We start from the raw sequence: 20,783 nt of genomic DNA, 5'->3' as shown, positions 1-20,783 counted from the left end.
AACTTACACAAAACAAGAGGCTATTATGAAGAAGCAAAACATCTCAACTATGATTAAAATTGCTATCCTAACGGGACTAATTCCACTGTCATCGTATGCAAGCATTTGTACAATCGTTGAAAGAAAGTTCGATCGCAAGGACTTTGAAAAGATCAGCGACTTCGATGAAGAATATCGTCAAAGATACGAAAAATACAAAGAGCGTTGTGATCTTGGTAAGTACAAGGTTGCTGAAGAAGCTTATCAAAGAGAATTAAAGAAAGATAATCAAGAAAAGAAAGAGCATCAGGATTTCATTAAAGATCGTGAATCAATTGAAATCTCAAAAGAAGACCTTAGAGACTTCTATGACAACTCTCCTATTATTGCTTACCGTGCTTCACTTAAGTATAGAGCATACAATGGAGACAAGGATATTTACCTACAAAAGATGTCTGATGCAAATGCAATCTGTCAGAACATGCTAAGTGATAAGAACGCAAAGGCCAAAACTGCACTTGTAGAAATTGCTGAAAAAGACCATATGGGACAAGTTGAAACTCCTGTTACGGTTCAAGAGCAATTAGAGTCAAGATTTGATAGTAATGCAGCAACAGCAGCTTTCACTATTGGCCAAAAGAAATGGTATAATAGTGGTGATAATATTGAAGCTGGAACGGTAACAAACGAATTTGAAACATCAAGAAAAGAAAGAATTGAATTCAATGCAGATCTAGAAATTAGACAAGCCTCAGGTCTCCCATCGACATTTGTTGGAGATATTAGAGCTCTTGAATTCTCTAAGATTGAATGTGTTAGTAATCCAGTTAATAAGCAAGATAAACTTGATGATATTGATACAAAAACAACATTACAAACGAAAGTTAACTCTGCTGAAATCGACAGTGATGAAGATGAGCAAAAAGTTATCGTAAAGTTTGATGAACAAGAAAGACAAAACTTTCTTAAACAAAAAGGAAGTCGTGACAGCGATGATTCAAATAACACAAGAATCAGCGATATAAGAAGAGGTCAGACTACTGAAAAATATGAAATACAATCCCAGATTGATTTCCTCCTAGACGGCAATAACCGTGGGATGAATCAATAACCCCCCCTTAAAAAGGCCTGCAAATGCAGGCTTTTTTTTTTGACCCCAACTCCATTGCCAAGTACAATTTAATTATGAAATTGGCCCATCTATTCAAATATAGCTTCGCCTGTATATTTGCGACTTTAAGTATTGCAATGACACAGCAGCAAAATACTCAATCATCTGTTCAAGTAATTGAAGAAGTAAACTTTAAGCCACATATGGTTGAACATCTTATAAAAGGCTGTCCTGAGAACTCTAAATGTTCAAAAGAGACAGGTAAGACCTCAGAGAAATTCAAAGAAGTCTTTACAAATGGAAGTTTGAAAGAAAAGAAAAGTTTTGTGAAGGAATTTGGACTCCCCTTCACTTTCTGGACCACAACAGTCGCACAAGATAGTGTCATCACTTATCAATCACGTTGTATACATCATAAGACTGAAAAAGATAAATTTGGAAAAGTCTTAGTAGAGCGCCAAGAGATATATGAAGGGATTCGCTTTACAAAAAATATTAATGAAATCACTTCATTTCATGGGGTGATACTAAACCAAATGATAAAAGAAGGTAGTGATAAAACTTACTTTATTCCTCGATCAACAATTCCATTTTTTACAAATGGAGACGATCTTTTCTTTAGACAAGAGTTTCGTGAAGTTGATTATGCGATGAAACTTTCACCAAATAAGGGCTTAACAGCAACGTATATATCCTTAGCAACAAAGAAGTTCCCAAATAAAGAAATATTAAATACGAGTTGCTCAAAAGAACTTGTAGATAAGTTTAAAAAGATCAATAAGAGTGGAATATATCAATCGGCTTATTGTAAAATGATCTATGATACAAAAGAGAAAAAGTATCATCGCTATATCTTCGGCTGGAGCTGTTAATTGAAACAAATTGAAATTTGTATTTATAATCTTGAGAACTTCTTTATTAGGGATGCTTTCGATAACCCTCCAAATATAAACTACTTCAAATCAAAACTAAACTTAAATCAATTAAAACAAGTTTTCACAGAAATAGATGCCGATATCTATGCCTTAACAGAAGTTGGCCAAATTGAAAGCTTAGTCTACTTCAACGAAGTTTATCTTAACGAAAGTTATGAAATATTCCATCAACAAGGCAATAGTGATCGCGGAATTGAAAATGCTTTCTTAGTAAGAAAAGGCCTTGAATTTGAATTTGAACATCTAAGCCATACAAATAAAGAAATCGACTTTCAACTTCACGATGAAGATGACAATGACTACTTTCTAAGTAGAGACTTCTCCCACTTGCGTGTAAATAGTAAAAAGGGAGAGCATTTGCTTAGCCTCTTTAATGTACATCTAAAGTCACAAAGAGATGATGATACTGGCCATGACTTTAGGTCAGTAAGAAGGCGCCAAGCAGAACTGGAATTATTATTAAAAGTCTATAAAGAAGAGAAGAAGCAATATCCTAATACGCCAATCCTTTTATGTGGTGACTTTAATGGTAATGCTTCAAATGAAAATACAGATGAAGAATTTAAAGTCATATATAAAGAGACTGATCTTAAAGATGTACTTTCTATGCGTCAGCTTCCCCTACAGTATCGAACAACATTTTATCAATTTGTAGGACAAGCCGCACACCAACTTCAATTAGATTATATCTTCATGGAAGAGTCATTTGGCCATCGTTTAATGGATGCTGCTGTCTATCAATATAAGAATTCAACAGGTCGTCTTATTGGCCCTCCTCGTAGAAGAGGTGATATTTGGAATAATCCATCTGACCACTACCCTGTCTATGCCATCATAAAAATTCAAGACTAATTAATATTCAATCACTTAGACGTTGTGCAAAGCATTGTTTTATGCGATGCAATTGCAAAGACGCATAAGATCAATTATTTATTTTCTCATGCATAAATACACACAACACTTTATAAAAGCTTTAATTTCATTAATTCTCGTAAGTAGTACGTATGCTTCTACAGTCGTGGCCATTAGCGATAACCAAATAGATATTGGCCATGAAAAACTACGTGCCCACCTCTATCGTAACTTTTCTGAATATCAAAACGGATATGACACCGATCGAAATGGAAAAGTTGATGATCTTAATGGGTGGAACTTTATTCATGATACTAATAAAGTATTCGACCCTTCACTCATTGGTACTTTTGATCCAAATGTATACAAGTACTATGAAGTTAGACGTCGAAAAACATTAAAGATTGCAACAGATGAAGAACTTGAATGGTATAAAGAGATAAGAAAAGATGATGATTTCATGGATCATCGAAGTGACTTCTCTTCATATACACATGGCTCTCATGTCACTTGTCTTGCGATGAATACAAAAAAGCTTCCGTATGAAATGAAAAGCTGGGACCTTAAGTTCATGCCTATACGCTACCTTGGTGATGATGAAGTCGGGCTATTTAAAAAGAAAGAGTTTACACCGAGTAAATATTCAAGAAGCTATTATAAAATTCAAAATATTAAGAATTACCTAAACTATTATCAGTCTTGGATGATCAAGAAGTTTGAAGAGACAGTTAAATACTCAGCAAGTAAGTCAAAGATTTATCATGCCTCATGGGGCCAAAGCTGGGAGCCTGCATATGATATGGTAAACGAGCTCTTTCAAGATGAGTTTGATATAAGTGAGAAAGAAGCTGATGAGAAATACAAGTCAACAATCACGAAATTTCGTAACGACTATATGAAAGGCCTTATGAAAAAAGGTCAAAGAGTCGTAGAAAACTATTCAAATCTTTTATTCGTCTTCTCTGCTGGAAATAAGAAAGATAATACAGATGAAATGCTTCACTACCCTTCATCAATTATCGCTGATAATGTTATCTCCGTAGGAGCAATTGACGAAGACAATGAAGATAAAGCTTATTTTTCTAATTTTGGGAAAACAACTGTTTCTCTCTTTGCACCAGGTGTGGCCATATACTCATGTTCACCAGGAGATCGCTACATTCCAATTAATGGTACATCACAGGCAGCTCCTCACGTTACCAATATAGCGGCCAAAATTTTCGCAATGGCCGACTACTACGCTAAGCCTATTTCACCAGCGCATGTAAAAGACATACTATTATCATCAGCTACTAAGAAAGCTAAATTAAGTGATCTTTGTGTAAGTGGTGGAACTTTAAATGAATCGGCCGCAATAATGACGGCAAGACGATTCTTAAGATGGTGATAGGTTCACTCTAGAACACATCTATTTTTTCTAAATATAAGCCTCTTTCTGTCGATAAGAGATAGTAAGAGGTGACTAAAATGAAAAAAATTGGAACACTATTTCTATTATCGACAACACTTATTAGCTGTGCTGGATCACAACATTACGGTAACGGGCTTGGTGACCAATTTGCACAGTTTACAGACCGATCAGAAAGTGAAGTAAACCCTACTCCAACTTACAAAGTTCGTAAGTTTGAAAAGAAAAAAAGAGGTCCTGCAAGTGCAGACTCACAAACGTCTAAAGATATTTCAAAGCTAGATAATAAGAAAGTCTATTTCTTATCTTTATATGAGCAATATTTAACTTTCTCACAGATATACCCTAGTTTTAAAAAAGAGATTAAAACATGTGCTTCCTTTCATCAGGAGTTCATTAATTATAATGATCGACCTAAAATGTGGGAATATACCTTGAAAGAAGAAATTACAGACGATATTGAAAATGTTGTTTGGCATCTTCCATACGAAGGAAAAAGAGCAACAAAGAAGACACTACCTCTGGCGATGAGAGATCATATGGATCGAACTCACAAAGAACTTGAGCAACTTTGTTATAATGGATTCTCAGATAATTACTATACTTTTGCTAATTACATTACACTAGCTAAAGATAAGAAGGTATCTGCACAAACTCTAAAAGGTGCTAATTCACTAGTTAAGATGAGCGTAGTATTTAATAAACTACTTATTGAAAATCTAGCACATAAAGAAAAAGCAGATAAGGGAAGAGGCCTTGCATCTAAAACAGAAGATATCGAATACACTGATATTTCTCTTAAGCGCATGCAAGCACTTTGGTTTTAGCTTTAGCTTTATTAACCTAATTTAAGCGTTTCCCCACTATTAAAAGATAGCATTAGGGCCTTATGATTATTTCATGAGAGCTTTAATAATAATCATTCCCCTACTACTTATAAGTTGTAACCAAAAACCTTCTCAGCAACGACTGTCTGAGATTGCTCGTGACTTTTATGAAATACCAAATTTTTTTAAAATCCAAATAACAGCATTAGAAGTAATGAGTGAAGTTGTTGATCAAGACTATAGTTGTTTTGAATATAAAGTTGATATCAATCTTAAAGCAAAACAAGACCTTCTTACTTTAAGGCCAACTAGGCCATTTGGTAGCTATCGAATAAGAACGACTAAGGGCGAAGAGTTTATTCCCATAACAAATACAAAAAAAGAACTTGAAAAAGAAATGAAATATTATGAAGAGCAGATAGATAAAGTTTCAATGATAAAGAAGTGTATTCGTATGCGCGGTAAAAGATGTGTACGCTATCGTAGCGTTAGGGCCTCACGTGGCCACAAAGAGAAGATCATTAATAGAAAAATAGCATCCACAAGAAAGCTTTTTCCGTTTTCTATAAACAAAGATCAAAATACGATTGTTAAGGAACTTCCACTGATAGTGTGTCAAAACGAATTAACGCAGAAATGGGAATAATTACTTTGAAAGAAGTAAGTAAATATCTCTTACATTTGCTCTAACAACAGAAATTGAAGTCATCATATCAGAATAATAGATATGTTTTCGACCATCTTCATTGTGATGAACTTTAGCGAAGTCCTCTCTTTCAGTCATCAGATGCTTCTTGAGCTCTCTTGTATCATGAATAACTCGTTCAACATCTTCTTCAGAGGCAATATGCCCTTCATAAAGGCTTAAGCTTTCAGCAAAAAGATTTTGAACTTCCTTATAAAAGTTTAATAAGCGCTCAGACTCATCGGCCGATAGTTGCCAATTTTCATAATACTTCGTAAGCATTGTCGTTAACTTATCTAGACTATCAGCTAGCTGCTCAAGGTCAGAAGCAATCTGCATTAACTTAATGGCATTGCGACTCTCTTCCTCTTCAACTCCACTAGAGATGACCTTAGAGATAAATTCATTGATTTCAACTTGAATATTGTCGATTATCTTTTCGTAATCTTTAATCTTTGCAAGTGCCCTAGCACCTTTAGTTGGACTTTCTACGTACTCATAACATTTTTCAAACATTCGAGAAACAATATCCATAAGTTTCCCAATTTCTAACTCTACTAAGACATAGGCCATCGTTGAAGATATGTGACGACGATCACCTAGAAATTTAAGCTTTGGGCGATCCTTGAACTTAGCATCAGGATATAGGCCTTTAACCATTTCTGAAATAATATTTTTAAAAAAGAAATAATTAAGAATAGCTAGAATGTTAACAAAGAAGAATCCCAGAACAACAAGGTTAAGTGGATCTAAATCAGTTTGAACATTATGATCAATTAATACAATCAATAGAAAAGAAGCTGCTGTAGCGACTGAATAATGAATTAATGGGCCAAGGCTTAGTCTTATGGCCAAAGGTCTCGCATTTCGTCTTGCTGTATCAAAGTTAATGACAAACGAACAAAGTGAAGACGCTGTAAGCATTGCAAAGCAAAAACTAGTTGGAAAAAGGTTACTAATTAAAAGAACCACTACAATTGCCAAAGTCATTGTCTGACTTCTTAAGATAACAGCAATAATACTTCCAACAGTGAGTCCTATTAGCATATTTGTAAAAAGTGAGTAATCGATAAATAAGACGATAAAGTTTTGAATATACTTCCAAGTTACAAGGTTTACAAAACTCTCGTGCATAACTGCAACGCCTAAGAATAAAAAAGCAAGACCAAATAAGAGCTTACACAACTTCCTAATATAGAGATTGCGAGAAATTAAACCTAAGATTAAAGCGAAGGCCATCAGATTCAAAGCTGTCTCTTGAGATGAGAAAACAAGAATAATAAATATTGCAATTGAGCCCAGGGATGAGCCTAGGAACATAGGCAATACCCTCTTTTGCTTTATAAGGTTAGCATTAACTAGACCAATGGTAACGAGATTTGCCATAGTTGGAGAAAATGCTAAAAGACTTAGCCTTGCTCCATTCCAAAAGTTAACCACAAAGTTTTTACCATCAATATCAGAGACGATATGTTTAATACTTTGTGAGCCTAAACTTTGAATTCCAGCTGAAATAATTCTTTGGCCATAATAGAAAATTGCGAGACCAGAGATAAAAAATAAGATGTGTTGCAAATAGTACATAATAAAATTAATTTACGAAGTAGCCTTGGCCACCCAAATTGGTATGATTATGTACAATATTGTATCTCGAATTAGATAAAATAGGAAAAAATAAATAAAAGCTTTTGGGCCTTTGTTCCAAAGTCCTTCAATTCCTAAGTATTGAATTTTCTTTGACATCGCTACCATGAACTTTGTTTTGCCATAGTGTTGAATAAAGAAAGAAATGGCCCCATCAACCTTGCGATCGAATGCTAAAGCAGGCTTTTTCAACTTATTCCACAGCCTCTCCAACAGTCTTTTAAACGCTGATTTAGGTTTTTTGGCCTCACTGGCCACATCATTTGAACTTTTCGTAACTGTATTCATGATGAGGACAAATTAGCAGAAATTTCTACCCGTGAAAAGAACTTTAGGAAGTTATTGATCGCATTATAGACAGACTCAAATAGACCTAAATAAAAATGTGTAAGATAGTAATATTGTAAAGAAAACATTGACTATTTTGCTCAATGAAGACAAATTAGCGCAATATCGTCAATGCATAATGAATTCTACAAAATTGTGACACTTTTAAGTGTTGAATTTTGTAATCTCTTTTTACAGAGATCGGACAATAACACAACGCAAGGAACAGATTTTTGTTAGAAAAGATCCATTTACTTAATATTCAAACAAAAAGTAACGAAATACCTAAAAGACTATTAGAGATGCCAGGGGCATTTGTTCTAATTACTTGCCAAAGAACAATCATTCTCACAACTACAGAGTTTGATTCACAGGATAAAGCCTTAGGTACATACCATACTTCAAAACAAGCCTATCATTTTCTCTTAGAAACGATTTGCGGTCTACAAAGTAAACTAAAAGGTGAAAGTGAGATCGTAGCTCAATTTAAAGAAGCATTTGCAAATTACCTTAAAGAAGATATTCGCTCTTCTGTCATTCTAAGAGTTTTAGAAAAACTTTTTAAAGATGCTAAAGAAGTGAGAAAAAAGCACCTCGTTAAGATTGGTCAACAATCATATGCCGGAATCATGAGAAGAATCATTCAGTCAAAATATGAAACTGGTGATGTTTTAATTCTTGGCTCAGGACAACTTGCAAGAGATTCGATTAAGCACTTAATGAAGAAATACAATATTTATATCAGTGCTAGAAATTCGCAAAAAGTACAGGCTCTCATTGAAGAATTTCCAAACGTAAATATTCAAACTGTTGAATGGAGAGACTTTGACTCTTATTACAAGTTCAACTCTCATGTGAATACAATTGGATCTAATGATACCATTTTTGCTGATGAGCACTTCAGAGGTCACTGTCCAAATAACTCTGTTTTCGTCGACCTTGGCTCACCTTCTGCGATTCAAACTGAATACGACAAGCAGCATGGAGTTTACCGCCTTGGAGATATCCTAAACCACGGTAAAGTATTAAACGAGAAGAAGACAGAAAAGATTGATCAAGCAAAACTTGCTATTCAAGACCTTGTAGAAAGAAGAGCTAAACACTTGGCAATTGCAAATACAAGAGCTGCAATTTAACTTTTATTAAGTCAAAAAGTCTCTCAATGTCGTCGATTAATCTCATATAGTTTCCCACTATAGGAGATGGCATGACTAATGAAGAGAATATCAGCCTTTCACACCTACCAAATTCACTTAGAAAGTGGTTTAAAGAGTGTGTTCAATTATATAATTATAACTTTATCTCTCTACCATTATTAATCTCTTTAAACTTTATCATTAATCTGGCCATTCTTGCGATACCGATTCTTATATTAAATATCTTCGACAGAGCAATTCCAGAAAGAGATACAGCGCTCTTACTTTACATCCTGCTAGCACTCGTTGTCTTTATATTAGTAGAGGCCGGCCTTAAATATTTAAGATTTTATATAATAACGTTTAACAGCGCCCGTTACGATAACAACAAGACTAAAAATCTTATTAAAAATATCATTATGGATCCATCATATTATAATATAGGACTCTTTCAGCATTCTTTAAATGAGATCGGTGCAGACAAGGCCCTTTATGCAAATAGTGGCATTGTTACTCTTACAGAGCTCCCCTTTCTTCTTATGTACATTGGTTTTCTTTTATATATCAATCCAATACTGGCATTTATTCCATTAGTGTTAATTATCATATTCACAATATTTTCACTAAACTCAACACAACAAGTTGGAGATTCAATATATTTTAAGCATCTCTCAATTATAAAGAAAGATAACCTTCTTTATCACACACTAAACAACCTCAGAACAATTAAAAGATTTGGTCGAATTAACCTTTTTCACAATCGTTTTAAAGTATTAATGAGAAGAGCAGTTAAACAGGAGTTTATCACCAATAAAGAAGAGTTAAATAACATAAACTTAAATAACTTATTTGCCCAAATAAATATCATCTTAATCATAGCTGTAGGTTCGTATCTAATAACGATAAATCAAATAGGAATAGGTGGACTTGTGGCAAGTGTATATATTGCAAGTAAGTCCTTTGGCCCGACCATTGGTATGTTTAAAGTTATAAAACGTTTACATGAAACAAAGATAATAGAAGACTTATCAATCAGCCCCTCTATACATCAAAAGGAGATGGGAACAAAAGTTATTGAAACCATCTATTCAATGATTATCCCTCTAAAGCAAAATAAGAAAGAAGTAATGGTTCCATTTATGAAAGGAGATACTATCTCTTTAGAGAATGCAGATGAAAACATGATCAATTACATCTTATCATCAAAAATCAATCAATTAAGAAATAAAATTCTCATTAATGATGATTACCTCATAAACATTGATGAGACCTCTATCTATAAGAAAATCACTATACTCAATGGACAGGTGAATATATGGGATGGAACAATCAAAGAGAACCTAACTTCGTTTGGATTGATACCAGAATCAAATTTAAACTATTACATTAACACACTGGGATTAAACGAAATACTAAGCGCATTACCTCTAGGACTAGAGACATATATCACTCAAGAGGATACATCTTTAATTTCAAACGAAGCAAAAGCACTAATTTACATGACAAGAAAACTTGCTTTAGACCCAGAGGTCATCTTCCTCAACGACTTTGAAGCGAATATTGATAAGAGAGATTACGCAAAAGTATACAATCATATCGCAAACATTAGAGACAATAAAATAATTTTCATAAACTCAAAAGACCATAACTACATAAACCTATGTAATAGAGACTTATTTAATAATCGCATAGGTGAATACAGTAGTTACTTAACCTAGGATAATGTATGAATAATAAAAAGAGGTTATTTAGCTACTTTATTGAATTTAAAAAAGACGATATACATGAGAAAGATGTAAGTGAGATTCTTTTGTCGTACCCAAGAATGCGACTAGTAGACATTAGAAATGCACTTTCATCATTAGGATTTGAAAGCATTCATCTTGATATTAGCTTTAAAAACATAGAAAGAGAGGCACTACCTTGCTTTATAATAATAAATGAAAACATCGATAACTACTGTAAAGATGGTGACCTATTAATTTATTCTTATGATGATGGCAAAAAGGAATATTACCTTCTAAACTCAAAAGGTCAAAGAAAAGACCTTTCAAAAACAAGTCATATAAATATTAATTCAGCAATACTTGTAAAAAGACGGGTTTTGATCAGTAGCGACGACAAAGAAAACACCGTAAACAACATAAGCAAAAATGAAAAAAAATGGATGATAAAGTTTTTCTTTCGCTTTAGGGAAAATATAAACTCTCTATATCTACTAACTTTAATTTCCACCTGTTCAATACTAGTAATACCCTACTACATTTATTTTATACACGAGAACTATTTAATCACAAGAGATAGTCTAACTCTTATCAATGCATCAACGGGAGTAGTCATAGTCCTGGCCATTGATTACGGAATAAGAAATATAAGATCGAGTATAATCGCATGGACATCATCAAGAGTTAATTATCTTTTAAAGACAGAACTCTTTAGACAAATGATAAACTTTAAAGATGCGAATATTGAAAAGGAACATATCAATATAAACCTATACGAGCAGATTAATCGAATGACAAGGTTTTTTGGCTCAAATACAACCGCTCAAATTCTAGATTTACTTTTTGTACCATTGTTTCTTATCCCATTAGTGATCATATCATGGAAGATGGCCCTTCCAATATTGATCATGTCCCCTTTCTACTTTCTTCATTATAAGAGACATCATCGTAACCTTCGTATTGCAAAAACTTTATTCCAAAATATTTCAAAGCAAAGAATGATACTAACAAATGAATTAAAAAGGCGTTCTGAATCTATTTTCTTTGAAAATATACTTCCTATTTTTAATAAAAGACTTACTAGTATGACTGCCGGTAGTGCTTTACATGATTTAAAATGTGAAATGCTTATTTTCAAATATGCAATTCATTTTTACGTTTTATCATTTATTACGATAATTCTGTGTTTAACGATCGGTATAAATCAATACTGGAATCAAGATTTAAGTATCTCAAAATTATTAGCAAGTATCTCGCTCATTATTTTTATCTTTCTTCCAATAAATCGCTACTTAACTAATCGAAATTCCAATTTATCTTCGAGAAAAGTTCTAAAAGACATACACATAGAATTAATTAAAGATATAGAAAAAAGGTCACTATACTCACTTGAAGATCTCTATTTAAAAAGCCTCGATTTGAGATTTACTCAAGTCAGTTACACAAACCCAATTACTCTGATCCCATTATTAAAAAATATTAACTTATGCTTAAGACATGGAAAGATATTTGGTATTGATGGTGATCACAACACAGGAAAAGATATACTAATAAAACTTATTAATAAAACATACATGCCTCACACTGGGACTATAACAATTGGAAATGTTGATCACCGCCAAGCTGACACAATGTATCTAAGACAACGATTGATAACTCTTAATTTAACAAAGTCCTTACTAAAAAACCTTAGCATCTTTGAGAATATAAAATACATAAATCCACTAATAACAAAAAAAGAATTACTAATTAGTATGGAAATATTTGGATTAAACAAAATGCTTAAAGACAGTGATTTGACTATCGATACACCACTGAATGGACCACATAATTACAAGATTTCAAAAGAACTATATGCCGCGACTGTATTACTTATCCCTTTTACAACAAGGGCAAAAATTGTTTTAATCGAAGAGATACCATCATCAATAATCAACGAAAGTCTGCCAATGTTAAGGAAATTTATCAATATAGCTCGCAATAACTTCACTGTTATTTTTAAAAGTGACCATTTTGAAATACTTAAAGAATGTGATGAAGTTTTATATCTAACAAGAGACGCTAAAATAATCACAAAAAACAAAGCTACGCTTCTTAAGGAGTCATATATTAAAGTTGTCCAAAATGGAGATTTAAATGATCAAAAGAAAATTTACATCAATAGTTGATGATATCGAATACTCTAGACAAGTCGATTATATAGGACAGGATATTTTACTGGCAGAAGCTAGAGTTCCCTTACTAACGAAATCTATTATATTAACTCTCCTACTAGGCTTTAGCGGATTAATACTTTGGGCATCGACAACAACAGTAAAAGAAATCGTTAAAAGTGAAGGTGAAATAAGGCCTTCTACAAAGGTTCACTCTATCAAACATATGCATGGAGGAACAATTGTGAATATATATGTTAACGAGGGTCAAATTGTTGCAGAAGGAGATATTTTATTCACTCTAGAAGATAAGGGTTTAAGAAGTCGAGAAAACTCTATTCGAAATGAGATCGAATCGTTAAAGATTCAATTCAAGAACCTACAACTTGGAAATAGTTCCACAAAAACATCAAAAGTCTCTCTTATTAACAAAAAACTCATATCCTTAAAGGATGAGTTAAGTAAAATTACAAATAAAATCGAAACATTAAATATTAGGTCCGAAAGTGCAGGTATCGCTAGAGCTATAAAAGCACAGAACATTGGAGATACAATTGTAGCAAATGAAAAGATTATGGAAATAGTTCCCATTGAGAGTACGACAAATGCAATTATTAGAATCAGCCCAAATGATATTGGCTTTGTTCAAGTCAACATGCCTGTTGATATTAAAGTGAACTCATATAACTACAGAATATATGGCTCAGTTGAAGGAATCATCACATCAATTTCACCTTACACATATTACTCAGACGAGAATGAGAGTTACTATCGTGGGGTTGTTAGGCTATCAAAAAACTACATGGGAAATGATGATATTCAAAATTTAATTTTACCAGGTATGAAAATACATGCGGATATTCTCACCGCTAGAAAAAGCATCTTAAAATATCTAATTGGACCACTGGAAGAAGTAACTCGAAAACCATTTTTCTACACATTAACGGAGCAATAAATGTTAAAAAAAATCTTACAGGCCATTGGGAATACTCCAGACTCATCAGACTTCGAAAGAAGTAGCACCAACTTACCTGAAAACAAAAAAAACAAACAACATATCCTAATAAAGGAGCAAAAGCCTAGTATTCTTATCGTTTCAAATAATAAAAAAATTTCAAATAGGCTCAGGCTTCTACTTGGAGATAATTTTAGAATAATTGAAAGAGAGAACTTATCAATGATCTTTCAATTATTTGCAAGTGTAAAAAGAGAACATATTGATGTTGTTATTTACTATGATAGTGATCCCCAAAAAGATCTCTCACTAATTTCAATGATGAAGAAATACCCTCGCTTTACCAACGTTCCAGTTATTGTGTTAGCAGAAGAGATTAACGAAAAAAGAAAAGTACATTTTCTTGAAAATGACATAAGTGACTTCATTGACATGCAGAGCTTCCCTCTTATACAACAAATGGTTAAGTCTAAAATCAAAATACAGTCTCGGATTAATTCAATTATAAACTACTCTATTGATCATAAAAGTGGACTTGATGTTATCTCATTAGCACATATGCAAGTAAGAACGTTGGCCGATGTAGCAGGCTGTGCAAGAACCTTAAAACAGATAACCAATGCTACACTAAATCAAGAAAGGGCCTTCTTTGAATTGATTCTAAACTCTCTCGAACATGGCCAACTCAAAATTAATAAAAAAGAAAGACTTAGAACCAAAGAAAGCGGTGAGTATGAAAGTTATCTAGAGATATTAACAAATCGAAATAAAGAACCCATCATTATTACTTTTGAAAAGTGTGATCAATATTATTTAATCAACATCATCGATGGCGGTGATGGTTTTAATTATGAGAAGTATTTACAAACCAACTCAAGTGAATCTGCTAATGAGTCAGAAAAAGGCATTTATATCGCAAATAACACTAAAGGAATTAATCTAAGTTATAATGACGTAGGAAATATAACTCAGTTGAAAGTAAATCATAAGGAAAGATATAAACTTTGGCACTAACTAAAAGGAAAGTGTGCCCTGAATAGGGCACTATTTATTTTTTAAAGTGCTTGTAATACTGAATTAAGGTTAATAATTCCACCCGTAAGAATATCGCCATCCATTGATGAATTCTTAACGACATTATCCATTAACAATTTCTTTAGCTCCACTGCTGTTAAACTTGAGTTACGAGAGAGAACTTCTGCTGCAACACCTGAAGCATTTGGTGCGGCCATAGAAGTTCCCGACATATTTCCGTAACGATTCCCTGGTGTTGTTGAGTAGATCGATGACCCAGGAGATGAGAGATCAACATTTTGAACTCCATAATTAGAAAAATACGAAAAACGCCCATACTTAGTTGATGAGGCTATTACAATCATCCCCTCACTATCAAAAGATGCAGGATATGTAAGATAGCGATCAATATCTTTAGAGCTATTACCAGCACTAGTAACAACTAGAACATTATAAACTTTTGCAATATGATCAATTGTCTCTTTAACAAGGTCTCCACCTTCATTATGAGACTTCCCAAATGAGCAATTAATAATACGCGCGCCATTTCTTGCAGCATAAAGAAAACTTTCTGCAACATCGACATCAGTTTCATCACCACGACTAGGAACAGTACGAAGCCCCATGATTCTAACATTTGAAGCTACCCCAGCAATCCCCTTTCCATTATTTTGTTTTGCTGCAATTGTTCCTGAAACATGTGTCCCATGAGAATGCTTATCCATAATATCACTTGTCGCCTCTCCACTAGAGTCACGCTCAAGAGTATTGATTCCATGAATATCATCAATATACCCATTTCCATCATCATCAATTCCATTACCTGGAATTTCATCTTCATTGATCCACATCACATCTTTAAGATCTTCGTGATTATAATCAACTCCAGTATCAACAACTGCTACAATAACAGGAGCTCCAGTAGAGAATCCAAACTCTTCATACGCTCTTGTTACGCCCATACCATATTCAGAAGCTGAATCGAATGCCCATAACCTTGAGATCTTTGGATCATTAAAAAGAGTTGCACGAGACTTATTAAATTGAGGCGCTACTTTTTCCACATCAGTTGGACGAGGTAACTTCTCAGAGTCCGCATATGTATCGAAGTATGCTGTTTTAACATTTTCATGATCAAGATAGAGATCAATTAATGATTCATCACCATTTGTGTAAGCGACATAGTTTTCACCAAAGAAATGTTTAATCTTTTGAACACCAGAAAATTGTGGCAGCGACTTCCCTTTCTTTACTTTGATAACAATTCGTTTCGAGTTGGCGTGTATTGATGTGGCCTTAGCTGATATATTCAGAAAAAAACCCAGAACAATTAAGATTGTCCCAATCAAGATCGAACGATTCATTTGCAATTCCTTTTGCTAATTAAATTTCAACAACTTAAGTGTAGCCATATAAAATCAATAAAGAAAATATCTTTTTCTTACATTTTTCATCGGATATGGGACCACTACCACCTCTTAACACATAGCGCACACGTTGTTTTTACCCCACTTTTAATGACAAATTCATGACAAAAAAGTAAGTTAAGTATTGTAATTTACAGACTCACATCTAAACACAAGGATATATTTTGAAGTACATCATTGGAACACGCGGTTCTCTTTTAGCACTTACACAATGTAATCAAGTTAAAGATCAATTAGAAGAATTAACTGGAGATCAGTTCGAGCTAAAGGTTATCAAAACTCAAGGAGATCAGGTTACAGACAAGCCTCTTTGGCAACTTGAAGGTAAAGACTTTTTTACTAAAGAACTTGATGCGGCCCTTTTAAATAAAGAAATTGATATGGTGGTTCACTCTTATAAAGACCTTGGAAGTGATAGGCCTGAAGGTATTAAATTAGCGGCCATTACAAAAAGAGATTACGCTCACGATATTCTCTTTATTAAAGAAGAAACTGTAAGCCAATTAATGTGCAAAGAAATTAAAGAATTTGTTGTTGGAACATCATCACCAAGACGAATTACAAATATCGAAAGCTCACTTGCTGAATATCTTCCATATGGAGAGAACGTAAAAGTTACGACAAAGATGCTTAGAGGAAATGTAAACTCACGCCTACAAAAATTAAGAGATGGTAATTATCATGCCATCGTTCTTGCTATGCCTGGGATTGAAAGACTTGCAATAACTGAGTCATCGAGAAAAGAGCTCGAGCCACTTTTAAAAGATATGACTTTTATGGTTATGCCTCATAGCCAATTTCCAGCAGCGGCATCTCAAGGTGCTCTAGGAATTGAATGCCTTGAAGGACGTGATGATAATGGTGAATTAGAAGCAAAGTTAAAACAGCTTCAAGATAAAGATACAGTTAGTGAAGTAAGTCGTGAACGCCAGGCCTTTGCAAGCTATGGAGGAGGTTGTCACTTAGCAGTTGGAATCAACGTTACTAAAAAAGGCGACTACTACGTTCATACTCATAAAGGTAAAGTAGATGACAAAGTTATCTTTGAGAGACATCTTGAAGGAAGCTTTCCTTCTCCAGAAAAGAAAGAGCGCGCCTTCATCGGTCTTCCTCACGCTGATCACAGAGAAGATGAATATATTTATTGTGAATTAATAAATAAGGAATCGCTTAAGAAAGCAAATATTCCTAATAATGATCTTCTTGTTTCTGCTCGTTACGGTGCAAACCTATTCAAAAACCACGGTAAGGCAGTTTATACGGCAGGACTTTCAACTTGGAGACTACTTGCTAGGAATGGTCAATGGGTTCATGGAAGCTGTGACAGCTTAGGTGAAGCATATCTAGATAAAATTCGTGATTCCAAAGCAATTGAAGTGATGAATGGGCCAAAAGAAGAATTAACCATTCTAACTCATAAGGACTCATACTCTGACTACGGCCAGATTATGGAAGCTTACGAAAAAAGTACGAATGACATTCGTGAAGGATTTATGGACGAATTAAGACAATGTGATGTCTTCTTTTGGACAAGCTTCTCACAATATAAAACTTATACACAACATATTCCAGAAATAAAGAATAAGTTCCATGCTTGTGGGCTTGGAAAGACTTTTGAACAATTATCAAAAGAAGATATTACAGTTCGTCCATTCACATCAATGGAAGAATTTAAAAACTGGATGAAGCAAAAATAAGAAAAGGATTAAATAATGAGTAATTTACACACAGAGATTTTTGAAAAGAGTAAGAAGATGGTTCCAGGAGGAGTTCACTCACCTGTTCGATCTTTCAAGGGAATGGAGTCAACTCCTAAGTTTTTCAAGAGCGCAAATGGTGCATACTTTACTGATATTGAGGGTAAAGACTATATCGACTTTTGCATGAGCTTTGGTCCCCTCGTTCTTGGACACCAAAATCCAGCAGTAAAAGAAAAATTGACCCAGGCCCTTGGTCGTGGTTGGAGCTACGGAGCTTGTGAGCCATACTCAGTTGACCTTGCTGAATACCTACTTTCTCGTCTACCTCACGTTGATCAAATCAGATTTGTGAACTCTGGTACTGAAGCGGTTATGACTGCTTTAAGACTTGCTCGAGGTGTAACAAAGAAAAATAAAATCATTAAATTTAACGGTTGTTACCACGGACACGTTGATGCCATGTTAATTAAAGCAGGCTCAGGTCTTGCTGGAGCAGCTGAATCATCTTCACTAGGTGTACCAAAAGGTGTAGCTGACGATACTCTAATTCTAGAACTAGAAGATCTTGATGGTGTAAAAAAATGTTTTGAAGACCACAAAGATGAAATTGCAGCAATTATCGTTGAGCCTCTACCAGCTAATAATGGACTTCTTATTCAAGATCAAGAATTCCTACAAGGACTTCGCGATATCACAAAAGCAAATGATGCTCTTTTAATCTTTGATGAAGTGATTTCTGGTTTCCGTGTTGCCTTTGGTGGAATGGCCGAGCTTACAGGAATCACACCAGATATCGTAACTTACGGAAAAGTTATCGGCGGTGGTCTTCCAGTTGGTGCTCTAGCAGCGAAAACAGAGATAATGGAACACCTTGCTCCAGTTGGAGGTGTTTATCAAGCAGGTACTTTAAGTGCCAACCCACTTGCAATGGTTGGAGGGCTTGAGACGCTTAAGCAGATGACAAAAGAAAATTACGAAAAGCTAGAACAAAACACTCTAAGAATTGTAAATATCTTTAAGAAATGGCTAGCTGAGTATAACGATGGACAGTTTTCAAATTATAATATTATCCACCACTCTTCTCTATTTTGGATTGTTCCAGGAGATAAGATAAAGTCAGTTGGTAATATTCCAGGAAATATCGGTGAAGACTTTGTTCCATTATTTGAACTACTATTAGAAAAAGGGATTTATCTCTCACCTAATGCATACGAAGTTGGTTTTGGCTCACTTGCTCACGACGAAGATGTTGCAAAAGACCTCGAAAAGAGACTTTGGAGCTAGTTAGACCTTGGAACTTAAGAAGTCATCATCACCATTTTTCATTGTATCGGCCATCACAAGTGGCCTAATCTTTCTTTTTGGAGTTTGGTGGCTTTATTTAATTTTTAAGCTTAGTGACCGCCTCAGTAGCTTAAATGTTACAGAAGACCTAAATATTGGCTCACTTATAAAATGGGAAGGGACAACCTTTCTAGTGCTAATTCTAGTTCTAGTAGTTTCACATACTCTCCTATTTATACGCGACCAAAGAAAGAATCGATCTATTACGGCTTTTTTTGCAGGTCTTACTCATGAGCTTAAAACGCCACTTGCTAGTATCAAGCTACAATCGGAAGTCATTAAAGACGAAGTTGATGGAATAGAAAATCAAAGATTAGAAAAATTAACGAATCGCCTAATTGAGGATACCATTCGACTTGAGAATCAAATGGATAAAATCCTTCAACTTTCGAGATTAGAAAGAGGTGGAAATCTTAATTTTGTTGATGTCGACATCACTCACTTTATCGCTAATATTGTAAAGTCAGATTACTCTTCAAAACTTAATGTTGAACTAGAAGACGGTGCTGAGGAAGTTAGTGTAAGTGCTGATGAGTTTGCCCTAAGTATTATATTCAAAAATCTTTTAGAAAATACGATTTCACATACGAACTCGAAAGATGTTTCTATAACAATTACTACCCTTGAAGATAAGGCCATTATTACATACCAAGACAAAGGTACTTTTAATGGTGAAATTAACAAACTTGGAAATCTCTTTTATAAACATGAGTCAACAAAAGGCTCTGGAATAGGACTTTATCTATCAAGAAAGTTAATAAGTCGTATGCATGGAAGTTTAGATATTACGAAGGAGAATGGACTTATCTTTAAGATATCTCTACCACTTTCAAAAGCCGAGGAAGAAAATGAGTAACTTCGGAAAGATACTAGTCGTAGAAGACGATAATAACCTTGGTGATACTCTAAGTGAATACTTAGAAGATGTTGGTCATCAATGTAAACTTGCAAAAAATGTCAAAGATGCGAGATATTATTTTGAACAATTTGGCCCAAATATCATTCTTATGGATATTGGTCTACCTGATGGTAATGGAATCGAATTAGCAAAAGAATTTAGAAAAGAAAGAAGAGACTTCATTCTTCTTTTCTTGTCTGCCCTTAATGACCCTCAAACGAAGGTTGAAGGATTTGAAGCAGGTGGAGAAGACTATATAACAAAGCCATTTGCTTTAAAAGAGCTAACAATTAGGCTTGATCGTCTTCTTAGCTTTAAAACTACAATTGATTCATTAGATGATGAAATTATCATTGGTGACTTAAAGATTTGGCCAAAAAGGTTTGAAGTTCAAGATGGTGAAGGAAAAATAATTAATTTAACGCAAAAAGAATGCGCAATTCTTGAGATCTTATTAAAGAAAAAGAACGAAGCTGTAGAGAGGGATCTTATTATTGAGAAAGTCTGGGGTGAAGACAAGTTCCCTTCTCAACGAACAGTGGATAATTATATTGTTAAACTTAGAAAGTGGGCCGAGAGCGACTCCAAGAACTCCCTAGAGATTCAAAGTGTTCGTGGAATTGGCTATAAATTGATTATTAATAAATAATCAAAAAGGATTAAG

The 20,783-nt window shown here is 34.2% G+C and carries 18 protein-coding genes; 15 read left to right on the top strand and 3 right to left on the bottom strand.

Going from position 1 to position 20,783, the window contains the following annotated elements:
- Positions 1-25: 25 nt before the first annotated feature.
- The 6 genes from ACMAZI_RS06435 to ACMAZI_RS06410 all read left to right on the top strand — a co-directional run bounded on the left by ACMAZI_RS06435 (position 26) and on the right by ACMAZI_RS06410 (position 5,758).
- On the top strand, positions 26-1,090 hold the full coding sequence (locus ACMAZI_RS06435; protein ID WP_412473530.1) for a hypothetical protein: 1,065 nt from the start codon (positions 26-28) through the stop codon (positions 1,088-1,090).
- Between the two features lie 74 nt (positions 1,091-1,164).
- Positions 1,165-1,962 carry a hypothetical protein gene (locus ACMAZI_RS06430; protein WP_412473531.1) on the top strand — a complete coding sequence of 266 codons (798 nt, stop codon included), beginning with the start codon at positions 1,165-1,167 and terminating at the stop codon, positions 1,960-1,962.
- Positions 1,963-2,877 carry an endonuclease/exonuclease/phosphatase family protein gene (locus tag ACMAZI_RS06425; RefSeq protein WP_412473532.1) on the top strand — a complete coding sequence of 305 codons (915 nt, stop codon included), beginning with the start codon at positions 1,963-1,965 and terminating at the stop codon, positions 2,875-2,877. It abuts the gene before it with no gap.
- 88 nt (positions 2,878-2,965) lie between these two features.
- Positions 2,966-4,264, top strand: coding sequence for a S8 family serine peptidase (locus ACMAZI_RS06420; protein WP_412473533.1), 1,299 nt, complete (start codon positions 2,966-2,968; stop codon positions 4,262-4,264).
- Between the two features lie 80 nt (positions 4,265-4,344).
- A complete protein-coding gene (locus ACMAZI_RS06415) occupies positions 4,345-5,112 on the top strand; it encodes a hypothetical protein (RefSeq protein ID WP_115363498.1) in 768 nt (255 codons plus the stop codon).
- A gap of 73 nt (positions 5,113-5,185) precedes the next feature.
- The gene (locus tag ACMAZI_RS06410) at positions 5,186-5,758 is read left to right on the top strand and encodes a hypothetical protein (protein WP_334678326.1); all 573 of its coding nucleotides are present in this window, start codon (positions 5,186-5,188) and stop codon (positions 5,756-5,758) included.
- On the opposite strand, the gene ACMAZI_RS06405 is transcribed toward ACMAZI_RS06410, so the two are convergent.
- Positions 5,759-7,372, bottom strand: a complete 1,614-nt coding sequence (locus tag ACMAZI_RS06405; protein WP_162929644.1) for a PhoU domain-containing protein — start codon at positions 7,370-7,372, stop codon at positions 5,759-5,761. It lies immediately after the preceding gene.
- 21 nt (positions 7,373-7,393) lie between these two features.
- Positions 7,394-7,729, bottom strand: coding sequence for a hypothetical protein (locus tag ACMAZI_RS06400; RefSeq protein WP_120405074.1), 336 nt, complete (start codon positions 7,727-7,729; stop codon positions 7,394-7,396).
- A gap of 272 nt (positions 7,730-8,001) precedes the next feature.
- Here ACMAZI_RS06400 and ACMAZI_RS06395 point away from each other — a divergent pair, with 272 nt between their 5' ends.
- The 5 genes from ACMAZI_RS06395 to ACMAZI_RS06375 all read left to right on the top strand — a co-directional run bounded on the left by ACMAZI_RS06395 (position 8,002) and on the right by ACMAZI_RS06375 (position 14,750).
- Positions 8,002-8,904 (top strand): hypothetical protein, encoded by a 903-nt coding sequence (locus ACMAZI_RS06395; protein ID WP_412473534.1) that lies wholly within the window; start codon positions 8,002-8,004, stop codon positions 8,902-8,904.
- A 71-nt stretch (positions 8,905-8,975) separates the two neighbouring features.
- Entirely contained in the window at positions 8,976-10,622 is a 1,647-nt protein-coding gene (locus ACMAZI_RS06390) for an ABC transporter transmembrane domain-containing protein (protein ID WP_115363508.1), read from the top strand.
- Positions 10,623-10,630: 8 nt separating this feature from the next.
- Positions 10,631-12,796 (top strand): ATP-binding cassette domain-containing protein, encoded by a 2,166-nt coding sequence (locus ACMAZI_RS06385; RefSeq protein ID WP_115363510.1) that lies wholly within the window; start codon positions 10,631-10,633, stop codon positions 12,794-12,796.
- A complete protein-coding gene (locus ACMAZI_RS06380; RefSeq protein ID WP_115363512.1) occupies positions 12,765-13,736 on the top strand; it encodes an HlyD family efflux transporter periplasmic adaptor subunit in 972 nt (323 codons plus the stop codon). Before ACMAZI_RS06385 ends, ACMAZI_RS06380 begins: the two co-directional genes overlap by 32 nt.
- Positions 13,737-14,750, top strand: coding sequence for a hypothetical protein (locus ACMAZI_RS06375; protein ID WP_115363514.1), 1,014 nt, complete (start codon positions 13,737-13,739; stop codon positions 14,748-14,750).
- Positions 14,751-14,791: 41 nt separating this feature from the next.
- On the opposite strand, the gene ACMAZI_RS06370 is transcribed toward ACMAZI_RS06375, so the two are convergent.
- Positions 14,792-16,114, bottom strand: coding sequence for a S8 family peptidase (locus ACMAZI_RS06370; RefSeq protein ID WP_412473535.1), 1,323 nt, complete (start codon positions 16,112-16,114; stop codon positions 14,792-14,794).
- Positions 16,115-16,341: 227 nt separating this feature from the next.
- Here ACMAZI_RS06370 and hemC point away from each other — a divergent pair, with 227 nt between their 5' ends.
- From hemC to ACMAZI_RS06350, 4 genes are read left to right on the top strand one after another with little or no spacing between them, the layout of a single operon-like run.
- On the top strand, positions 16,342-17,874 hold the full coding sequence (hemC, locus tag ACMAZI_RS06365) for a hydroxymethylbilane synthase (protein WP_412473536.1): 1,533 nt from the start codon (positions 16,342-16,344) through the stop codon (positions 17,872-17,874).
- Between the two features lie 15 nt (positions 17,875-17,889).
- Positions 17,890-19,161: a glutamate-1-semialdehyde 2,1-aminomutase gene (locus ACMAZI_RS06360; RefSeq protein ID WP_115363520.1), complete on the top strand. Its 1,272-nt coding sequence runs from the start codon at positions 17,890-17,892 to the stop codon at positions 19,159-19,161.
- A 7-nt stretch (positions 19,162-19,168) separates the two neighbouring features.
- Positions 19,169-20,077, top strand: a complete 909-nt coding sequence (locus tag ACMAZI_RS06355) for a sensor histidine kinase (RefSeq protein WP_115363522.1) — start codon at positions 19,169-19,171, stop codon at positions 20,075-20,077.
- Positions 20,070-20,768, top strand: a complete 699-nt coding sequence (locus ACMAZI_RS06350) for a response regulator transcription factor (protein ID WP_158536921.1) — start codon at positions 20,070-20,072, stop codon at positions 20,766-20,768. The genes ACMAZI_RS06355 and ACMAZI_RS06350 overlap by 8 nt, the downstream gene beginning before the upstream one ends.
- Positions 20,769-20,783: the final 15 nt, after the last annotated feature.

The organism is Halobacteriovorax sp. YZS-3-1, assembly GCF_047084945.1.
Lineage (GTDB): Bacteria > Bdellovibrionota > Bacteriovoracia > Bacteriovoracales > Bacteriovoracaceae > Halobacteriovorax_A > Halobacteriovorax_A vibrionivorans.
The sequence above is the reverse complement of the archived record's forward strand: the minus strand, read 5'-3'. Positions and strand labels throughout refer to the sequence as shown.